This window comes from bacterium, from assembly GCA_024228115.1.
GTDB lineage: Bacteria > Myxococcota_A > UBA9160 > UBA9160 > UBA6930.
In genome coordinates this window covers 1-14,300 of record JAAETT010000223.1, presented here as the reverse complement: position 1 = coordinate 14,300, position 14,300 = coordinate 1, and the positions used below count along the sequence as shown (strand labels likewise).

General features: G+C 66.0%; 17 protein-coding genes. 9 read left to right on the top strand and 8 right to left on the bottom strand.

Going from position 1 to position 14,300, the window contains the following annotated elements:
- Position 1 precedes the first annotated feature (1 nt).
- The 8 genes from GY937_10330 to GY937_10295 form a co-directional block, all read right to left on the bottom strand.
- Positions 2 to 382 carry a hypothetical protein gene (locus GY937_10330; GenBank protein MCP5057106.1) on the bottom strand — a complete coding sequence of 127 codons (381 nt, stop codon included), beginning with the start codon at positions 380 to 382 and terminating at the stop codon, positions 2 to 4.
- A gap of 112 nt (positions 383 to 494) precedes the next feature.
- The gene (locus GY937_10325) at positions 495 to 1,133 is read right to left on the bottom strand and encodes a polyphenol oxidase family protein (GenBank protein MCP5057105.1); all 639 of its coding nucleotides are present in this window, start codon (positions 1,131 to 1,133) and stop codon (positions 495 to 497) included.
- Positions 1,130 to 2,053, bottom strand: a complete 924-nt coding sequence (locus GY937_10320; GenBank protein MCP5057104.1) for an RluA family pseudouridine synthase — start codon at positions 2,051 to 2,053, stop codon at positions 1,130 to 1,132. Before GY937_10320 ends, GY937_10325 begins: the two co-directional genes overlap by 4 nt.
- Positions 2,054 to 2,320 (bottom strand): hypothetical protein, encoded by a 267-nt coding sequence (locus GY937_10315; protein ID MCP5057103.1) that lies wholly within the window; start codon positions 2,318 to 2,320, stop codon positions 2,054 to 2,056. It lies immediately after the preceding gene.
- An 8-nt stretch (positions 2,321 to 2,328) separates the two neighbouring features.
- A complete protein-coding gene (locus tag GY937_10310; GenBank protein ID MCP5057102.1) occupies positions 2,329 to 2,985 on the bottom strand; it encodes a hypothetical protein in 657 nt (218 codons plus the stop codon).
- A complete protein-coding gene (locus GY937_10305; protein MCP5057101.1) occupies positions 2,982 to 3,857 on the bottom strand; it encodes a MinD/ParA family protein in 876 nt (291 codons plus the stop codon). Before GY937_10305 ends, GY937_10310 begins: the two co-directional genes overlap by 4 nt.
- Positions 3,858 to 3,985: 128 nt before the next feature.
- Positions 3,986 to 4,582 carry an HNH endonuclease gene (locus GY937_10300; protein MCP5057100.1) on the bottom strand — a complete coding sequence of 199 codons (597 nt, stop codon included), beginning with the start codon at positions 4,580 to 4,582 and terminating at the stop codon, positions 3,986 to 3,988.
- Positions 4,583 to 4,602: 20 nt separating this feature from the next.
- Positions 4,603 to 5,997 (bottom strand): L-seryl-tRNA(Sec) selenium transferase, encoded by a 1,395-nt coding sequence (locus tag GY937_10295; GenBank protein ID MCP5057099.1) that lies wholly within the window; start codon positions 5,995 to 5,997, stop codon positions 4,603 to 4,605.
- Positions 5,998 to 6,489: 492 nt separating this feature from the next.
- On the opposite strand from GY937_10295, the gene GY937_10290 reads away from it, so the two are divergent.
- The 9 genes from GY937_10290 (at position 6,490) to GY937_10250 (ending at position 14,195) form a co-directional block, all read left to right on the top strand.
- Positions 6,490 to 8,454 (top strand): Rne/Rng family ribonuclease, encoded by a 1,965-nt coding sequence (locus tag GY937_10290; GenBank protein MCP5057098.1) that lies wholly within the window; start codon positions 6,490 to 6,492, stop codon positions 8,452 to 8,454.
- Positions 8,454 to 8,765 carry a 50S ribosomal protein L21 gene (rplU, locus tag GY937_10285; GenBank protein ID MCP5057097.1) on the top strand — a complete coding sequence of 104 codons (312 nt, stop codon included), beginning with the start codon at positions 8,454 to 8,456 and terminating at the stop codon, positions 8,763 to 8,765. The genes GY937_10290 and rplU overlap by 1 nt, the downstream gene beginning before the upstream one ends.
- Before the next feature lie 47 nt (positions 8,766 to 8,812).
- Complete coding sequence (rpmA, locus tag GY937_10280) at positions 8,813 to 9,067, top strand: 50S ribosomal protein L27 (protein ID MCP5057096.1); 255 nt, start codon at positions 8,813 to 8,815, stop codon at positions 9,065 to 9,067.
- Between the two features lie 56 nt (positions 9,068 to 9,123).
- Positions 9,124 to 10,152 carry a GTPase ObgE gene (gene obgE / locus GY937_10275; protein MCP5057095.1) on the top strand — a complete coding sequence of 343 codons (1,029 nt, stop codon included), beginning with the start codon at positions 9,124 to 9,126 and terminating at the stop codon, positions 10,150 to 10,152.
- A complete protein-coding gene (gene proB / locus GY937_10270; GenBank protein ID MCP5057094.1) occupies positions 10,149 to 11,273 on the top strand; it encodes a glutamate 5-kinase in 1,125 nt (374 codons plus the stop codon). The genes obgE and proB overlap by 4 nt, the downstream gene beginning before the upstream one ends.
- 65 nt (positions 11,274 to 11,338) lie before the next feature.
- Complete coding sequence (locus GY937_10265; GenBank protein MCP5057093.1) at positions 11,339 to 12,595, top strand: glutamate-5-semialdehyde dehydrogenase; 1,257 nt, start codon at positions 11,339 to 11,341, stop codon at positions 12,593 to 12,595.
- A complete protein-coding gene (gene nadD, locus GY937_10260; protein MCP5057092.1) occupies positions 12,576 to 13,274 on the top strand; it encodes a nicotinate (nicotinamide) nucleotide adenylyltransferase in 699 nt (232 codons plus the stop codon). The genes GY937_10265 and nadD overlap by 20 nt, the downstream gene beginning before the upstream one ends.
- A 13-nt stretch (positions 13,275 to 13,287) precedes the next feature.
- Positions 13,288 to 13,650, top strand: a complete 363-nt coding sequence (gene rsfS, locus GY937_10255) for a ribosome silencing factor (GenBank protein MCP5057091.1) — start codon at positions 13,288 to 13,290, stop codon at positions 13,648 to 13,650.
- A 68-nt stretch (positions 13,651 to 13,718) separates the two neighbouring features.
- On the top strand, positions 13,719 to 14,195 hold the full coding sequence (locus GY937_10250; GenBank protein ID MCP5057090.1) for a hypothetical protein: 477 nt from the start codon (positions 13,719 to 13,721) through the stop codon (positions 14,193 to 14,195).
- The last annotated feature ends 105 nt before the right edge of the window (positions 14,196 to 14,300 follow it).

Below are 14,300 nucleotides of genomic sequence, written 5' to 3'. Positions count from 1 at the left end.
ACTAGCGGCCTCCGCCCTCGTTCAGGGCATCATCGATCGCGTCGCGAATCGCCTCAGCAAGATCGTCGCCGACTTCCTCGGACCAGCGCCAGGCGCGTTCCCTCCAGGCGCGGGCTTCGCGGTCCCACGTACTCTCGCGCTGGGGACGATCTTCTCTCGGACGCCTGGCCTGACGTCTGGGAGCCTCGACCGGTGGTCTTCGGGCGGTCTTGTCTCCACGTTCGACCCTGTCCCGGTATTGCTCGGCACGCTCCCGCTCGAGCTGCCGGTATTCGTCTGCTGCCGCCTCATCACGGGAATCCCACGAACGGGCAGGGCCGGCCGCCGAATAGACGGCCACCACGATGGAAATGCGGAGAAGGCGGATGATGTTCTGGGGCAAGTTGGATCTCGCGGGGCGCCTTGCTTCGACGCCGCAGCCAGGCCACGGATTCAAAGCGTAGATACGTCCTACTCGCATCTTCGGTTCGCCCCCCGAGGGAGAAGGCAAACCCTCATCCGGGGCGAATCCAATGCACCAGACGACCGGTGTCCGCTCCATCGCGGCGCACGCTGAAGAAGGGCGCTCCCGGGCAGGCGGTACAGGTGTCGGGAAGGCACTCGACGGCGGCGACCTCCGCTCGTTCCAGCGCATCGCGAGCGACCTTGCCGAGATCGAGCCAACGGTGGCCCGGGCGGGACGGCCGAGAGGCTCCAGCCAGGATGCCGGAGAAGCGTTCTCTGAGCGCATCGAGGACCGGTGCATCGACCTCGTAGCAGCAGGCACCTACGTGGGGACCGATCGCCGCGACCAGTTCGTCACCGGTCAGCTCGCGTAGCGCTGCCACACCGGAACCGACCACGCCTGCCGCCAGCCCGCGCCAACCCCCATGAATCGCCGCCACGGCTCGGCCGTCCCGGCTCGCAACGAGAATCGGGACACAATCCGCAGTGACGATGCCGACCGGTACCCGAGGCTCGTCACAGACGACCGCATCGGCCTCGCCGAGCGCCTCTGCCCCTGGCTCACGGACGATCGCCACGCCGACACCATGAACTTGCTTGGGACGCCGCAGGCCCTGCGGTGCTCCTGTGTCGCGGGTGCCAAAGCCGTGGTCCACCGGCAGAAGGCGCGCCTGCAGGACAGGGCTCATGCCTCGCGCACCTCGAGGCGTGCTTCCAGCTCTCGTAGATCAGCCGGAAGTTCCGCCTCGAAACTCAAGCGCTCCGCGGTCACCGGATGGATGAAACCCAGACACGCCGCATGCAGGGCAGGCCTGTCGAAACGCACGGGGCCCTTCGCACGGCGGCCCTTTCCGTAGGCGTCGTCGCCTAACAATGGCATGCCATTGGAGGATAGATGCACACGAATTTGATGGGTCCGCCCCGTCTCGGGCCGAATCGCCAGGCGCGCGATCCCGCTCGCCAGATAGCGCTTCTCCACCTCCCAATTCGTGCGCGCCTCCCGCCCGTGACGTGTCACGATGGACATGCGTTTGCGGTCGCGCGGGTGCCGCCCGATCGGTTGATCGATATGACCCCGATCCAGATTCGGAACGGTTCGCACCCATGTCCTGTAGAGGCGGTCGATCTCGTGGCTCTGGAACTGCTCTGCGAGCGCCAGGTGGGCTGCGTCGTGTTTGGCGACCACCATCACTCCCGATGTCCCTCGATCGAGTCGATGCACGATCCCAGGACGCATCACACCGCCGATCCCCGCCAGGTCGCCACAATGATGCAGCAACGCATTCACGAGCGTGCCGCCGCTATGGCCGGGTGCCGGGTGCACCACCATGCCAGCCGGTTTGTCCAGAACGATCACGGCATCGTCCTCGAAAAGGATGGCCAGCGGAATCGGCTCGGGCAGGACTTCCGACGCCACGGGATCCGGCGGATCCGCTTCGATGGTATCCCCCTCGCGGACCTGGGCGCTTGGCTTGGCGGCGGCACCGTTCAGCTGGAGATGTCCGCTACGTGCCCAGCGTTGCACCTGGGCCCGCGGCACCCCGAACGAGGTGGCAGCGACCTGGTCGAGGCGTTGACCCGCCTCGGCCTCGCCAACCCGAAGCCGCAACTACCAGATCCTGGACGACACGCCGGCGCTGCGAAACACCATCACATCCACGAGCGCGCGATCGAAGGCGTTGGTCTTTGCCGCCACATCCGGTGTCACCCGCGATGCGAAGTAGGTACGCGCCTCGCGAATCTCCGGTGCCAGACGAGCGAAAAGATCATCGCGTTCGATGCCGAGCCGAACCTTCTCGGGATGGTAGGTCATGACATCCGAGAGGATGGCGCGCGCCAGACGCGTCGCGCGCTCCGTATCGTCGATCAGTTGCATGGCTCAGCCTAACGCCGGGCGCGTCGCCCCAGAGGGCGGCGCTTCTCGGGCGTGTGCTCGCGAAACCGGGCCATGTATCCGTCGGCCACCGGGCTCGATTCCAAGCCGATGCACCTTGCGAGCGAAACGACGAAGCCCCGCACGTAGACTGCCGCCGGGAGATCCTCGAACTGATCCTGCTCGATGTACTGCAGGTAGGTCGGATTGACCTTCGTCACCTCGGCGATTTTTTCGAGATCGATGCCTCGGCGCAGACGAGCGCGGCGCAGGCGGGCCCCCGTCCACTCCGTGTCGCTGCCTTCGTCCCCGGCATCGTCGAAAGCCTCGATTTCCGCGGGCACCAGATCGACCGACGAGCCTGTGACCGTCTCATCGACGAATTGCAGATCGAGATCGACCTCCTCGAAATCCAGCTCGGTTTCGACGGGCTCGAGCCGGCGATCGTACTCGGCTTTCGTATCCGGCTCCGAGAGCACCCGATAGGCCAGCTCGATCCGCTCCCGGATGGCCTCGGACTCACCCTCTTCGTAGAGCGAGTAGGTGGCGAGACCATCCGCGGCCCAGGTGGTCTGGGCGATCCGGTAGGCACGCACGACCTCTTCGACCGGGGATCCGGCCTGGATCTCGAGTACATCGTAATGCGTCATTTCGGAGAGGGGCTTCATCGGGACGATCCTGCATCGCGAGCTGCTTCAACGAGCTTTCCAGCCACCCGCTGAAGATACACCGCTGCGTCGCTTTCGGGATGAACCTCCGTCAGCGGCTTTCGAAGCAACACGGCGTCTCGAACCGCCTGGTCCCGGTTCACGTAGCCGACGTAATCGACCTCGATGCCGAAGAATTTCCGACACACACTGCGCACGGAGAAGCCGAGCTTGATGTCTTCCGTGCTGGCGACCTCGTTCACGACGACCCGCGGCCGGAAGGTCTTCATGGTGGCCGCGAAGCGCTGACCTTCCTCGGGATCCATCTCCTCGACCGCCCGAAGCAGATCCAAGGGCGTGCGGATTCCGCGATCATTGCGTTGGTCCATCGCCTCGCGCACGCACTCGCGCACGTCGTGCTTCTGCATCGCCAGCTGCATGCGCCGGTAGAACGCCGCACGGATGAAGGTGTAGGTGTTCTCGACGGAAGTCGGCTCCGGGTGCAACACCAACAGCCCTTCGTCGCCTACCAGGAAGTAGTCGATGTTCGCGGGATGGGCGCCGGCACCGCAATCGACGAACACGAAGTCGCACGGCAGCTCGCGCAGGGCGCCGAGCAGCTCTGCTCGCCGTGCTGCGCTGGGTTGCGCCGCCGCCAGGTTGCCATGGGTCGCAGCGAGCAGACCCAGACCATGATGGGGCGTCTCCTGCAGCAGGTTCTCGACCCGGCTCTCCCGGCCCGAGACGAAATCCGCAAGGCTGGCCCGCGGTGTCTTCACGCCTAGCCAGGTGTGCAGGTTGGGGCCTTCGATATCCGTATCGACAGCCACCACTTTGTAGCCGGCACGTGCCAGGGTGTGGGCGAGATTGGCGGAGAGAAAGGTCTTCCCCACGCCACCTTTGCCACCACCTACGGCGACGAGTCGGGCTCTAGGAAGATGAGGGGGCGTGCTTGCGGTCACGGGACTCCGGCCGGCGTGCGGCGTGCTTGCGGTCACGAATTTCCAGGCGGTGTACGCCCCTACTCTGCCAGCTCGACGTTCCAGTAGGAAGCGTCGACCACACTCAGGAAGGGCTTCCACTCTTCATAGCGCACGCTCGACAACATCAGGTTCATGAGCGGCGTCCAGCGCGGTCGCTTGGGCTGGCTGAGCAACTTCATGCCGGCCTGCCGGGGGGTTCGCCCCCCCTTCTTGCGATTGCAGTCGACACAGCTGGTGACGACGTTCAGCCAGGTACTGCGACCGCCGAGAGCGCGGGGCACGACGTGGTCGAGATTCAGCTCGGCGCGGCTTGGCTTCCGCGAGCAGTACTGGCATTGGAAACCATCGCGCGCCATCAAGTTGATGCGACTGAAACGCACGTGGCGCTTGGGCAGCCGGTCGAACGCGACCAACACGATCACGCGCGGGACGCGAATACGCCCGGACGACGTGCCGATGGCCTCCGCATCGCGGGCCACGGCCAACTGGCTCCAACCCTCGAAATCGAAAGTCTGGTACTGAGCGTCGACAGCCCGCGCAATCCCCTGGTAAAGCAAGGCAAACGCCCGCCGCACCGACGTTACGTGGATCGGCAGATACGAGCGATTGAGTACGAGGACGCTCGAGTTCAACATGGGATTGCCCTCGGGGGAGGCTACCTGAGGCCGAGGGCGTGGGCGAGGGCTTGTTCGACGAGAACGTCTTCACCGCCCTGAAGTGTGCGGGCATCGATCCATACGCGATCGTCCCGGGTGCGTGCGAGCACGGGCACCGGCGCTCCGCGAAGCGCTTCGGCCAACGCATCGGCCCCCGCGGTTGCCCGGATCGCGACGGCCACACTCGGCAGCTCGAAACCCGGCAGCGAGCCTCCACCGACCGCCCCTGGAACCGCCAGCACCTCGATCTCCGCTGCATCCTGGAGCCGTTCACCCAGGCGCTTGGCGAGGGCGCGGGCGCGCTCACCCACCTGCTCGAGGGGCTCGAGCAGCATACGCAGCGTCGGGATCTCCTCGCGACGATCCTCCAGCAGGAGGCGCAGCGTGGCATCCAGAGCGGCCATTCCGAGCTTGTCGAGGCGAAGGGCCCGCGCCAGAGGGCTCGCGCGCAGTCGGCCGACGGTCTCACCCGGGCCCAGCACGATGCCGGCTTGAGGGCCGCCGAGCAGCTTGTCGCCAGAAAAGCACACCAGGTCGGCGCCTTGTTGCAGGCGGCCTGGGGCCCAGGAATCGTCGGGTAGGCCCTCCCTGCGCAGATCGAGCAATGTACCGCTGCCGAGGTCGTCGATGACCGGCACCCCGTGGGCATTGCCGATCTGCCGAAGCTCGGGAATGCCGACCTCGGTCACGAAGCCCTGCTGCTCGAAATTGCTGCGGTGGACCTTGAGGAGCGCACCCGTCTCGGGACCGATCGCCCGCTCGTAGTCCCGGGGATGCGTGCGGTTCGTGGTGCCGACCTCCACCAGCCGAACCCCAGCCTGCTCGAGGATCTCGGGCACACGAAAGGAGCCGCCGATCTCGACCAGCTCGCCCCGGGAGACGATCACGTCGCGACCCCGCGCGAGGGCAGCCAGGGCCAACAGGACGGCGCCGGCGTTGTTGTTTACGACCAGGGCATCCTCGGCCCCGGACAACAAGCAGAGCATTCCGGTCAAGCTCGCCTGGCGCTTGCCCCGACCGCCGCTGGCCAGATCGAGCTCCACATCGGAGTAGCCAAGGCTCGCCGCCGCCACGGCCGAAGCGGCGGCCGGCGCCAGAGGAGAACGACCGAGGTTCGTGTGCAGCACCACCCCGGTGGCGTTCACGACGCGGCCCGGGCTCGTCCGAGCCAGCGCCGCGGCCCGGCGGCGGGCTTCCAGGACGACCTCACCCGCACCTTCACCTGCCTCCAGGGCCGAGCGCGCCTCGGCCACCGCCTGCTGGGCCGCCGCCTGGATGGCCCAGACCGGCAGGTCAGGGGCAGCTTGGGTCAGATCACGGGTCAGCCGATCAATGGAAGGAAGGGCGCGTCGCGGGTCCCCTGCGGGGTTCTTGACCTTGGAGTCACGATCCATGATGCTCCCGGATGAGCTTTGGCGGCCATTTTTCCCGCGGGGTCCTAACCGGGCAGTGTAGCGGGCATCGAGCCGAGCTTGGAGCGCGGACAGAATGGGGTTCATTTTCGCGTGCGCTTCAAGGCCCGGCACCGGCCGCAGCAGAGATTCCAAACCACAAACCACTGAGTGAACCGATTGGCGACACCGCGATTCCAGCTCTTGGTCCCTACCGCGCTTGAGCGCGGTGAGCGTACCGGGCAGCTGTGCGACATCCGGTGTCGGAGCAAAAAGCAACCGAGTTTCGGGACGTTGGCCGAGCTGCCCGTCCCGCAGTGCCTGGCTTTGGCCAGGACACTGCGCGCCTGAACCCTGCCCCGCCGCCATTGGCGGCATTCCAGCCACGGTCGCCCGGACCGGCCCGATCGGCACACCCAAGCCGGAGGCCCCAGGCGTGTACGCGACCTATTCGACGCTCATCTGCGCCCGCGAATCCCGGCCCGAAAGGCGGGAATGCAGAACGAGATCCTGATCAATGCCTCACCCGGCGAAACCCGGGTAGCCATTTTCGAGAAGAAACAATTCGTCGAGCTCCATATCGAGCGGGCGAAGAGCCGCAGTGTCGAGAACAGTGTGGTGAAGGGGCGCGTCACCCGGGTGCTGCCCGGCATGCAAGCCGCCTTCGTCGACATCGGCCTCGAGAAGGCCGCGTTCCTCTACGCCGGCGACTACGTCGAGAACATCGAGAAGCTCGATAGCACGGATGGTGATCCGCGCGGCCGACGACGCCGCGGCCAGGGAAAGCGCGTTTCGAGCATCGAGACCCTGCTCCATGAGGGACAGGAGATCGTCGCGCAGATCGCCAAGGAGCCGATCGGCACCAAGGGTGCGCGCATCACCTCCCATGTTTCGATTGCCGGCCGCCACCTGGTGCTCACGCCCTGGGCCCAACGTGTGGGGGTTTCGCGCAAGCTCGACAACGATCGGGAGCGGCGGCGCCTGCGCGACATCGTGAACAAGGTCAAGCCCGCCGACCTGGGTTTCATCATCCGCACCGCCGGTGGCGGCACCCGCGAGGCCGATCTCGAAGCGGACGTGAACTACCTGACCTCCGTCTGGGATGACGTACAGATCAAGAAGGATCAGGTGCGCGCGCCGGCGACCCTCTATGCCGAGCCGGCTCTGGCCCTGCGTGTGGTGCGCGATTTCGCGAACTCCGAGACCAAGCGGATCGTGATCGACTCACCTGAAGCGCATAAAGAGCTGACCGAGTTCGTCGACAAATTCGTCGCGGATCCGAAGCCCAAGATCGAGTTGTACAAGGGTTCGGATCCGATCTTCGACCACTTTGGCTGCGAAGCGCAGATCGACCAGAACCTCGGACGCAAAGCGTGGCTCAAGAGTGGTGGCTACCTGATCATCGATCAGAGCGAGGCGTTGACCGCGATCGATGTGAATACGGGCCGCTATGTGGGCAAGCGGGATCTCGAGGAAACGGTGCTGCGCACGAACCTCGAGGCGGTTCGCGAGGTGGTGAATCAACTGCGCTTCCGAAACATCGGCGGCCTGATCATCATCGACCTGATCGACATGGAGAGCGCCGAGAACCGGGACAAGGTCTACCGCTCGCTCCAGGAAGCGATCCGTGGGGACAAGGCCAGGACGAACATCCTCAAGATCTCCGAACTCGGACTCGTCGAGATGACGCGCAAGCGCACCCGCGAGAACCTGGTCCAGATGCTCTGCGAGCCCTGCGCCTACTGTGAGGGCAAGGGCTTCGTGCTCTCGGACGAGAGCGTCGCCCACAAGATCCTGCGCGAGATCCGCAAGGACCTGCCGAACTTCTGTGGGCGTGAGGTGGCCGTCACCGTCAGCCGGCGGGTCGCCGAGCAGTTGCTCGGCTCGGAGCGGGCCACCCTGCATGCGCTCGAGGAGGATCTGGGCCGCGAAATCGAGATCCGGGCACGCAGCGATTTCCATCAGGAGCAGTTCGAGATCACTTCTGAATCCGAAGGACCCCCGGTGGTGCTGGAGCTGCCATGGATGTCCGCGCCGGAGGAGCCGAAGAAGGCCCAGCCGAAGGCAGCTGCAAAGGAAGAGCCGGACACGGCCGAGAAGCCTGAGCTGGAAGCCGCTGAGACCGCAGAGCCGGAAGCTGCCGCGGAGAAGGAACCGGAAGCTGCGGAGAAGGCCGAGGCGAAGGCGGAAGAGGCCAAACCGGACCCGGTCGAGCCGGAGGAGAAGCAGGAGGCCGAGCCGGTCGAAGAGCAGATCGCCGCGAAGCCGACCGGGGCGCCGATCGAAGAGATGGTCAGCCTGGACGATCTGGCCGATCCCCTGGGGGAGCATGATTCCCCTGAAGAGGCGGTCAGCGCCCCGGCCCCCGGGCCTCCGGTATTGGCCGCACCGGCGGAACCGGTTGACGCTCCAAGCGAATCGCCGATACTCCCCCGGTTCCAGGATCCGGAGGAGTCGTAATGTACGCGGTGGTGAAGACGGGCGGCAAGCAGGTGCGGGTTTCCCCCGGCCAGGCGGTGCGCGTCGAGAAGCTGGCCGGCTCGGTCGGCGATGCCGTGGAATTCGGCGAGGTCCTGCTGGTGGGTGGCGAGGGCGACGCCCAGGTCGGAACGCCCCTGGTCTCCGGTGCCAAGGTGGTGGGTACGATCACCGCCCAGGCCCGCAGCCCCAAGATCACGATCTTCAAGATGAAGCGGCGCAAGGGCTATCGGCGCAAGCAGGGCCATCGTCAGGCCTACACCGAAGTCCGCGTCGAGTCGATCAACAGCTAACGTCAGGGAGTGGGCCAGGCCCGCGCCCGATCAACGAGAGAGCCGAAATGTCGCATAAAAAAGGTCAGGGAAGCTCCAGGAACGGGCGCGACTCCAACGGGCAGAGGCGGGGCGTGAAGCGCTTCGGCGGCCAGGTGGTGCGTGCGGGAAACATCCTGGTGCGACAGGTGGGAACCAGGATCCACCCGGGCCTGCATGTCGGCTGCGGCAAGGATTACACGCTCTTCGCGCTCCGCGATGGCGTGGTGCAATACGGCAAGTCCAAGGGCAAGGTCGTTGCCCGTGTGGAGCCGTCGAACTAACGAACCCGGGGCCGCCAGACGCACGAACGTCGGGGGTGCCCCGATGAGCGTGTCCCATGGCCACTGAATCGTTCATCGACGAAGCCACCCTCGTGGCGATTGCCGGCGACGGCGGCGACGGAATGGTTGCCTTCCACCGCGAGAAGTTCATCGCGCGTGGAGGCCCCAGCGGGGGCGATGGTGGGCGCGGCGGCAATGTCGTGTTCGTGGCCGATCGCAACCTCGCGACGCTGCGTGACTACCGTTACCGCAAGGAACTGCGTGCGGAGCACGGCGCCAAGGGGGGCGTCAGCGATCGCACGGGGGCCGGCGGAGATCACCTCGAGGTGCGGGTGCCGATCGGCACCCTGCTCTTCGATACGGCCGCGCCGGAAGATGCCGAACCCTTGGTGGACCTCGCGCAGGACGGCCAGCGTTTCGTTGCGACCCACGGAGGCCGGGGCGGGCAGGGCAATGCGCGCTTCGCCACACCGACGCGTCAGGCGCCGGATTTCGCGACGGCGGGCAAACCCGGCGAAAAACTCCGCCTTCGGCTCTCCTTGAAGCTGATCGCGGATGTCGGCCTGGTCGGCTTGCCGAATGCGGGCAAATCGACGCTCCTGCGTCGGCTCACACGGGCGCGTCCGCGCGTCGCCGACTATCCGTTCACGACCCTGGTTCCGAACCTTGGTGTCGTAGAGAGCGATGAGGTCCGCTTCGTGGTCGCAGATATCCCCGGTCTGATCGAAGGCGCCAGCAGCGGCGCCGGGTTGGGCGATCGTTTCCTGCGTCACGTCGAGCGAACCCGGGTGCTCGTCCACCTGCTCGATGGTGCCGCCTTGCTCGATCCGAGCCGTGATCTGCTCTCCGAGTATGAAACGATCCGCGGCGAACTCTCGGCCTACGACGCCTCGCTGCTCGAGCGGCGCGAGATCGTCCTGCTGAACAAGACGGATCTATTCGCGGACGGCGCAGCGTTGGAACCGGTGGAGGCCGAATTGCACGAGCGCGGATGTCAGGTCCTGCGGATTTCGGGAGCGACCGGTGACGGCACCCTGGAACTCGTAAAGGAAATCGCCCTCGCCCTCGAGGAGTTGGACGCATGACCCAGCGAAAGATCGCGCTCGACGCGAAGCGCATCGTCGTGAAGATCGGCAGCGGAGTGCTCACCGATGGCGGCGCCGTGCGACCTCGCGTGATGGGATCGATTGCGCGGCAGGTGGCGGCCTTGATGGACGAGGGGCGCGAAATCGTTCTCGTCTCTTCGGGCGCAATCGCTCTCGGCGCCCGTTCGCTGGGCTGGTCCCAACCCGGTCGATCGATCCCCGAGAAGCAGGCCGCCGCGGCCGTCGGGCAGATCGGGCTAGCGGAGCTGTGGCGCCGGCGCCTCGATCGCCACGACAGGCTCGTCGGACAGGTGCTCGTCACACGCACGGGCCTCGAGGATCGGGAGCGTTTCCTGAATGCTCGCCACACGCTGACCGCCTTGCTAGGCCTCGGCGCCGTGCCGGTCGTGAACGAGAATGACACGGTCGCCACCGAAGAGATCCGCTTTGGCGATAACGACAACCTCTCCGCCACCGTCGTCAATCTGGTAGGCGCCGACCTACTCGTGATCCTCACCGATGTAGACGGGCTGTACGAGCACCCGCCGGTTCCGGGCGAAGTCAAACCGGCCCTTGTACCGCTGGTCGAGAAGATCGACGCACGGGTGAAGAAGGCCGCCGGCGGCTCCGAGAGCGCCTTCGGCCGCGGTGGCATGATCACCAAGCTCGAAGCCGTCGTCTCGGCTTCGCGAAGCGGCGCTGCAACCGTTCTCTGCAACGGCCAGAAAGATGGAGCGCTCACCCGCGTCGCGGCTGGCGAGGATGTGGGCACGCTCTTTCTGGCCGGCAATCGGCTGGCCGGACGAAAACACTGGCTCGCCTACACGGCGCGCCCTCTCGGGCGGGTCGAGGTGGACGCGGGAGCCGTCGTGGCGTTGCGCGATCGCGGCCGCAGCCTGCTCGCAGCGGGCATCGAAAACGTCGAGGGCCGCTTTGGCATCGGCGATCCCGTGTCTTGCATCGACCCGACCGGAAACGAATTCGCCCGGGGCCTCACCGCCTATGGCGCAGACGAGATCGAGCGCATCAAGGGCCGCAAGGCCAGTGAGATCAACCCAGTGCTAGGCTACTCGAACGGCGACGAGGTGATCCATCGGGACGACCTCGTGCTGCTCGACTGACCCGGCCGGACGAGCCGGGTACGGACGAAACGGGCCGAGCGAACGGAAATTCCACGAGGCATCCCATGGAGCTGGAAGAACAGATCGAAACGCTTTGTCGGCAAGCCCAGGCCGCCAGCCGCGTCCTGGCGGCGCTCCCCAGTAGTACCAAGGACGGCTGGTTGCTGAGCGCCGCCGAGCACCTCGAAGCCAGCCGGGAAACGATTATCCTGGCCAACCGCCGCGACATCGCAGAGGCCGAGGACAAGGGTGTCGCGGCGCCGATGGTTCGCCGCCTCTCCCTGGAAGGGGGCAAGTGGGAGGACATGATCGACGGGCTGCGCCAGGTCGCGCGCCTGCAGGATCCCGTTGGTGAGATCAGCGAGATGAGCGTGCGACCGAACGGGCTCCGCGTGGGACGCATGCGCATTCCCCTCGGCGTGATCGGCATGATCTACGAATCGCGCCCGAACGTCACGGTGGATGCCGCGGCGTTATGCGTGAAAGCCGGCAACGCGGTGATCCTGCGCGGCGGCTCGGAAGCCTTCCACTCGAACCAGGCCCTCGGTACGGTACTGCGCTCGGCGACAGCAGATGCGGGCTTGCCCGAGGATGCCGTCCAGCTCCTCCCCACCACCGACCGGGACGCCATCGATCATCTTCTCAAGATGGATCGTTATGTCGATCTGATGATTCCCCGTGGCGGCGCACCCTTGATTCGCAAGGTCATGCGTGAATCGTCGATCCCCGTGCTCGCGCACGATGAAGGCGTATGCCACGTCTTCCTCGATGCGAGTGCCGAGGTCGAGATGGCCGCCGCCATCGTCCAGGATTCGAAGCTTCGGCAGATGGCGATCTGCAATGGCCTCGAGACACTCCTCTGCCACCGGAGAGCCGCTACCCGCGTGCTGCCCGAGGTCTTGAAACGTCTTCACGAAGAGGGCGTCGAGATCCGCGGCTGCAGCGCGACATGCGAGGTGTTCTCGGAGGCCGTCCCCGCTTCCGATTCGGATTGGAGCGCTGAGTACCTCGACAAGATCCTGGCGGTCAAGGTGGTCGACGATCTCGACGCTGCGGTCGCGCACGTGCAGCGCTTCGGCTCCGAGCATACGGACGTGATCGTGACGAGCGACTACGCCTCTTCCCAGGAATGGGTGCGACGAGTCAACTCATCGACCGTAGGCGTGAACTGCTCGACCGCGTTCTCGGATGGTTATCGCCTGGGGCTCGGTGCCGAAATCGGAGTCTCCACCTCCAAGCTGCACGCTTTCGGACCGATGGGACTCGAAGGGCTCACGACCCGCAAGTTCGTGCTCTTCGGGGATGGCCAGCTACGCGAATGAGCGCATCCGCTTGAATCGGCTGGTCGGCATCTTCGGGGGCACCTTCAACCCCGTCCACGTCGGGCATCTACGCGCCGCCGAAGAGGTGGCGGAGAGCCTGGGGCTCGCTCGTGTGCTCTTCGTTCCGGCGGCGGATCCGCCGCTGAAACGCGACGGCGGCGTGTTCCTCGCCCCGGCCAGCGACCGCTACCGATGGGTAGAGGCCGCCACTGCCGACAACCCGCGCTTCGAGGTTTCCGCCGCGGAGCAGGGCCGAACGGGGCCCTCCTATCTGGTGGATACCTTGCGGCTTCTCCGAGAAGAACTCGCCCCGGCCGAGTTGGTGTTCATCCTCGGCCAGGATGCCTTCACCCAGCTCGATGCCTGGCGAGCCCCGGAAGCGCTGCCTACCCTCGCTCACTTCGCGGTGGTCACCCGCCCGCCGGGAGATGGCGATCTGGCCGACTGGCTCCCGGCTTCGCTGGCTGCGAACGTCGAGGTCGACGCGAGCGGACAACTCGCTCGGCATCACACGGCGGGCACCTGGATCCGCCGCGTTCCGATCTCGGCCTTTGACGTCTCGGCCACCGACATCCGCCAGCGACTGCGAGACGGCCGCTCCATCCGCTATCTGGTTCCCGACGTCGCTCGGGAGCCGATCGAGAAATGTGACGCCTACAAGGGCCAACCCTGTGACTGAATCCCCCACCGACATCACCGCCCAAGAACGAGTGCGCATCCTGGCGGACGCCGCCCTCGAGCTGAAGGCCCAGAACCCCGTAGCCCTCGACGTGCGGGAACTCACTTCCTTCGCGGACGCGTTCCTGATCTTGACCGGAACGTCGAATCGACACGTTCGCTCGATCGCGGACGCCGTGATCCAGGCGTCCAAGAAGAGCGGCCGGAAGCCGCTCGGGGTCGAAGGTGAAGAGGAGGGGCGCTGGGTCCTGATCGACCTTGGGGATGTGGTCGTTCATATCTTCCTCGGCGAGACGCGTGAATACTACGATCTCGACCGGCTCTGGGAAGATGCGCCCACGATCGAACTGCCCAGCGGCGGCGACGCGGCTGCGTAGACCGTGGCAGGCGTGAGACGCGCCGCGCCCTGCTAGCCTCGAACTGGCCCGGTCCCGCGGAAACCGCGATGGGCATGTTGGATCGAGACCGGTGGCTCCGTGTGTTGGAGATGCTTCTCCTCCCAGACGGCTGCGCCATGTGTGGACGCGCCATCGAACATCCACCGTTCTGTCGGCTCTGTGCGCCGCCGCCAGCTCTGCCTGTGGTCATGCCGCCCCCGCGTCCGCTGGCCGCTTGGGCGGCTGAAGTCGCCTACACCGACACCTGGAAGGACTGGATCCACCGCTTCAAGTATCCCGGATCCGGGTTGATGAGCCTCGACCCGGCGGCCGACGCGGTCGTGTTGACGCTGGTCCGGGCGGCTACACGACGGGTGCCCGCCGCCTTCGTGCCGGACATCGTGGTTCCGGTGCCACTCCACCGCTCCCGGCGACGCGAACGCGGCTTCGACCAGGCCGCCGTCCTGGCCCGTGCCGTCGCTCGAGAGGCGGGCGCGAAGGCCGGTCTCCGGTGTTGGCGATCACGAGAAACCGTAGAAATCTGATCATCTAGCCGTGGTCGCGCGCGAGTGCTGGTTTCTCGTCAGAACGGCGAATCGGTGTCGGTCGGATCGGTGTCGAGTTCGCGATCGAGAGCCGCGAGGTAGTGT

Bases quoted from the DNA above. Each gene is read 5' to 3' on its own strand.
- GY937_10325 (MCP5057105.1), bottom strand. From the start codon at position 1,133: ATGAGCCCTGTCCTGCAGGCGCGCCTTCTGCCGGTGGACCACGGCTTT.
- GY937_10315 (MCP5057103.1), bottom strand. From the start codon at position 2,320: ATGCAACTGATCGACGATACGGAGCGCGCGACGCGTCTGGCGCGCGCC.
- GY937_10310 (MCP5057102.1), bottom strand. From the start codon at position 2,985: ATGAAGCCCCTCTCCGAAATGACGCATTACGATGTACTCGAGATCCAG.
- GY937_10300 (MCP5057100.1), bottom strand. From the start codon at position 4,582: ATGTTGAACTCGAGCGTCCTCGTACTCAATCGCTCGTATCTGCCGATC.
- GY937_10295 (MCP5057099.1), bottom strand. From the start codon at position 5,997: ATGGATCGTGACTCCAAGGTCAAGAACCCCGCAGGGGACCCGCGACGC.
- GY937_10290 (MCP5057098.1), top strand. From the start codon at position 6,490: ATGCAGAACGAGATCCTGATCAATGCCTCACCCGGCGAAACCCGGGTA.
- rplU (MCP5057097.1), top strand. From the start codon at position 8,454: ATGTACGCGGTGGTGAAGACGGGCGGCAAGCAGGTGCGGGTTTCCCCC.
- rpmA (MCP5057096.1), top strand. From the start codon at position 8,813: ATGTCGCATAAAAAAGGTCAGGGAAGCTCCAGGAACGGGCGCGACTCC.
- obgE (MCP5057095.1), top strand. From the start codon at position 9,124: ATGGCCACTGAATCGTTCATCGACGAAGCCACCCTCGTGGCGATTGCC.
- proB (MCP5057094.1), top strand. From the start codon at position 10,149: ATGACCCAGCGAAAGATCGCGCTCGACGCGAAGCGCATCGTCGTGAAG.
- GY937_10265 (MCP5057093.1), top strand. From the start codon at position 11,339: ATGGAGCTGGAAGAACAGATCGAAACGCTTTGTCGGCAAGCCCAGGCC.
- nadD (MCP5057092.1), top strand. From the start codon at position 12,576: ATGGCCAGCTACGCGAATGAGCGCATCCGCTTGAATCGGCTGGTCGGC.
- GY937_10250 (MCP5057090.1), top strand. From the start codon at position 13,719: ATGGGCATGTTGGATCGAGACCGGTGGCTCCGTGTGTTGGAGATGCTT.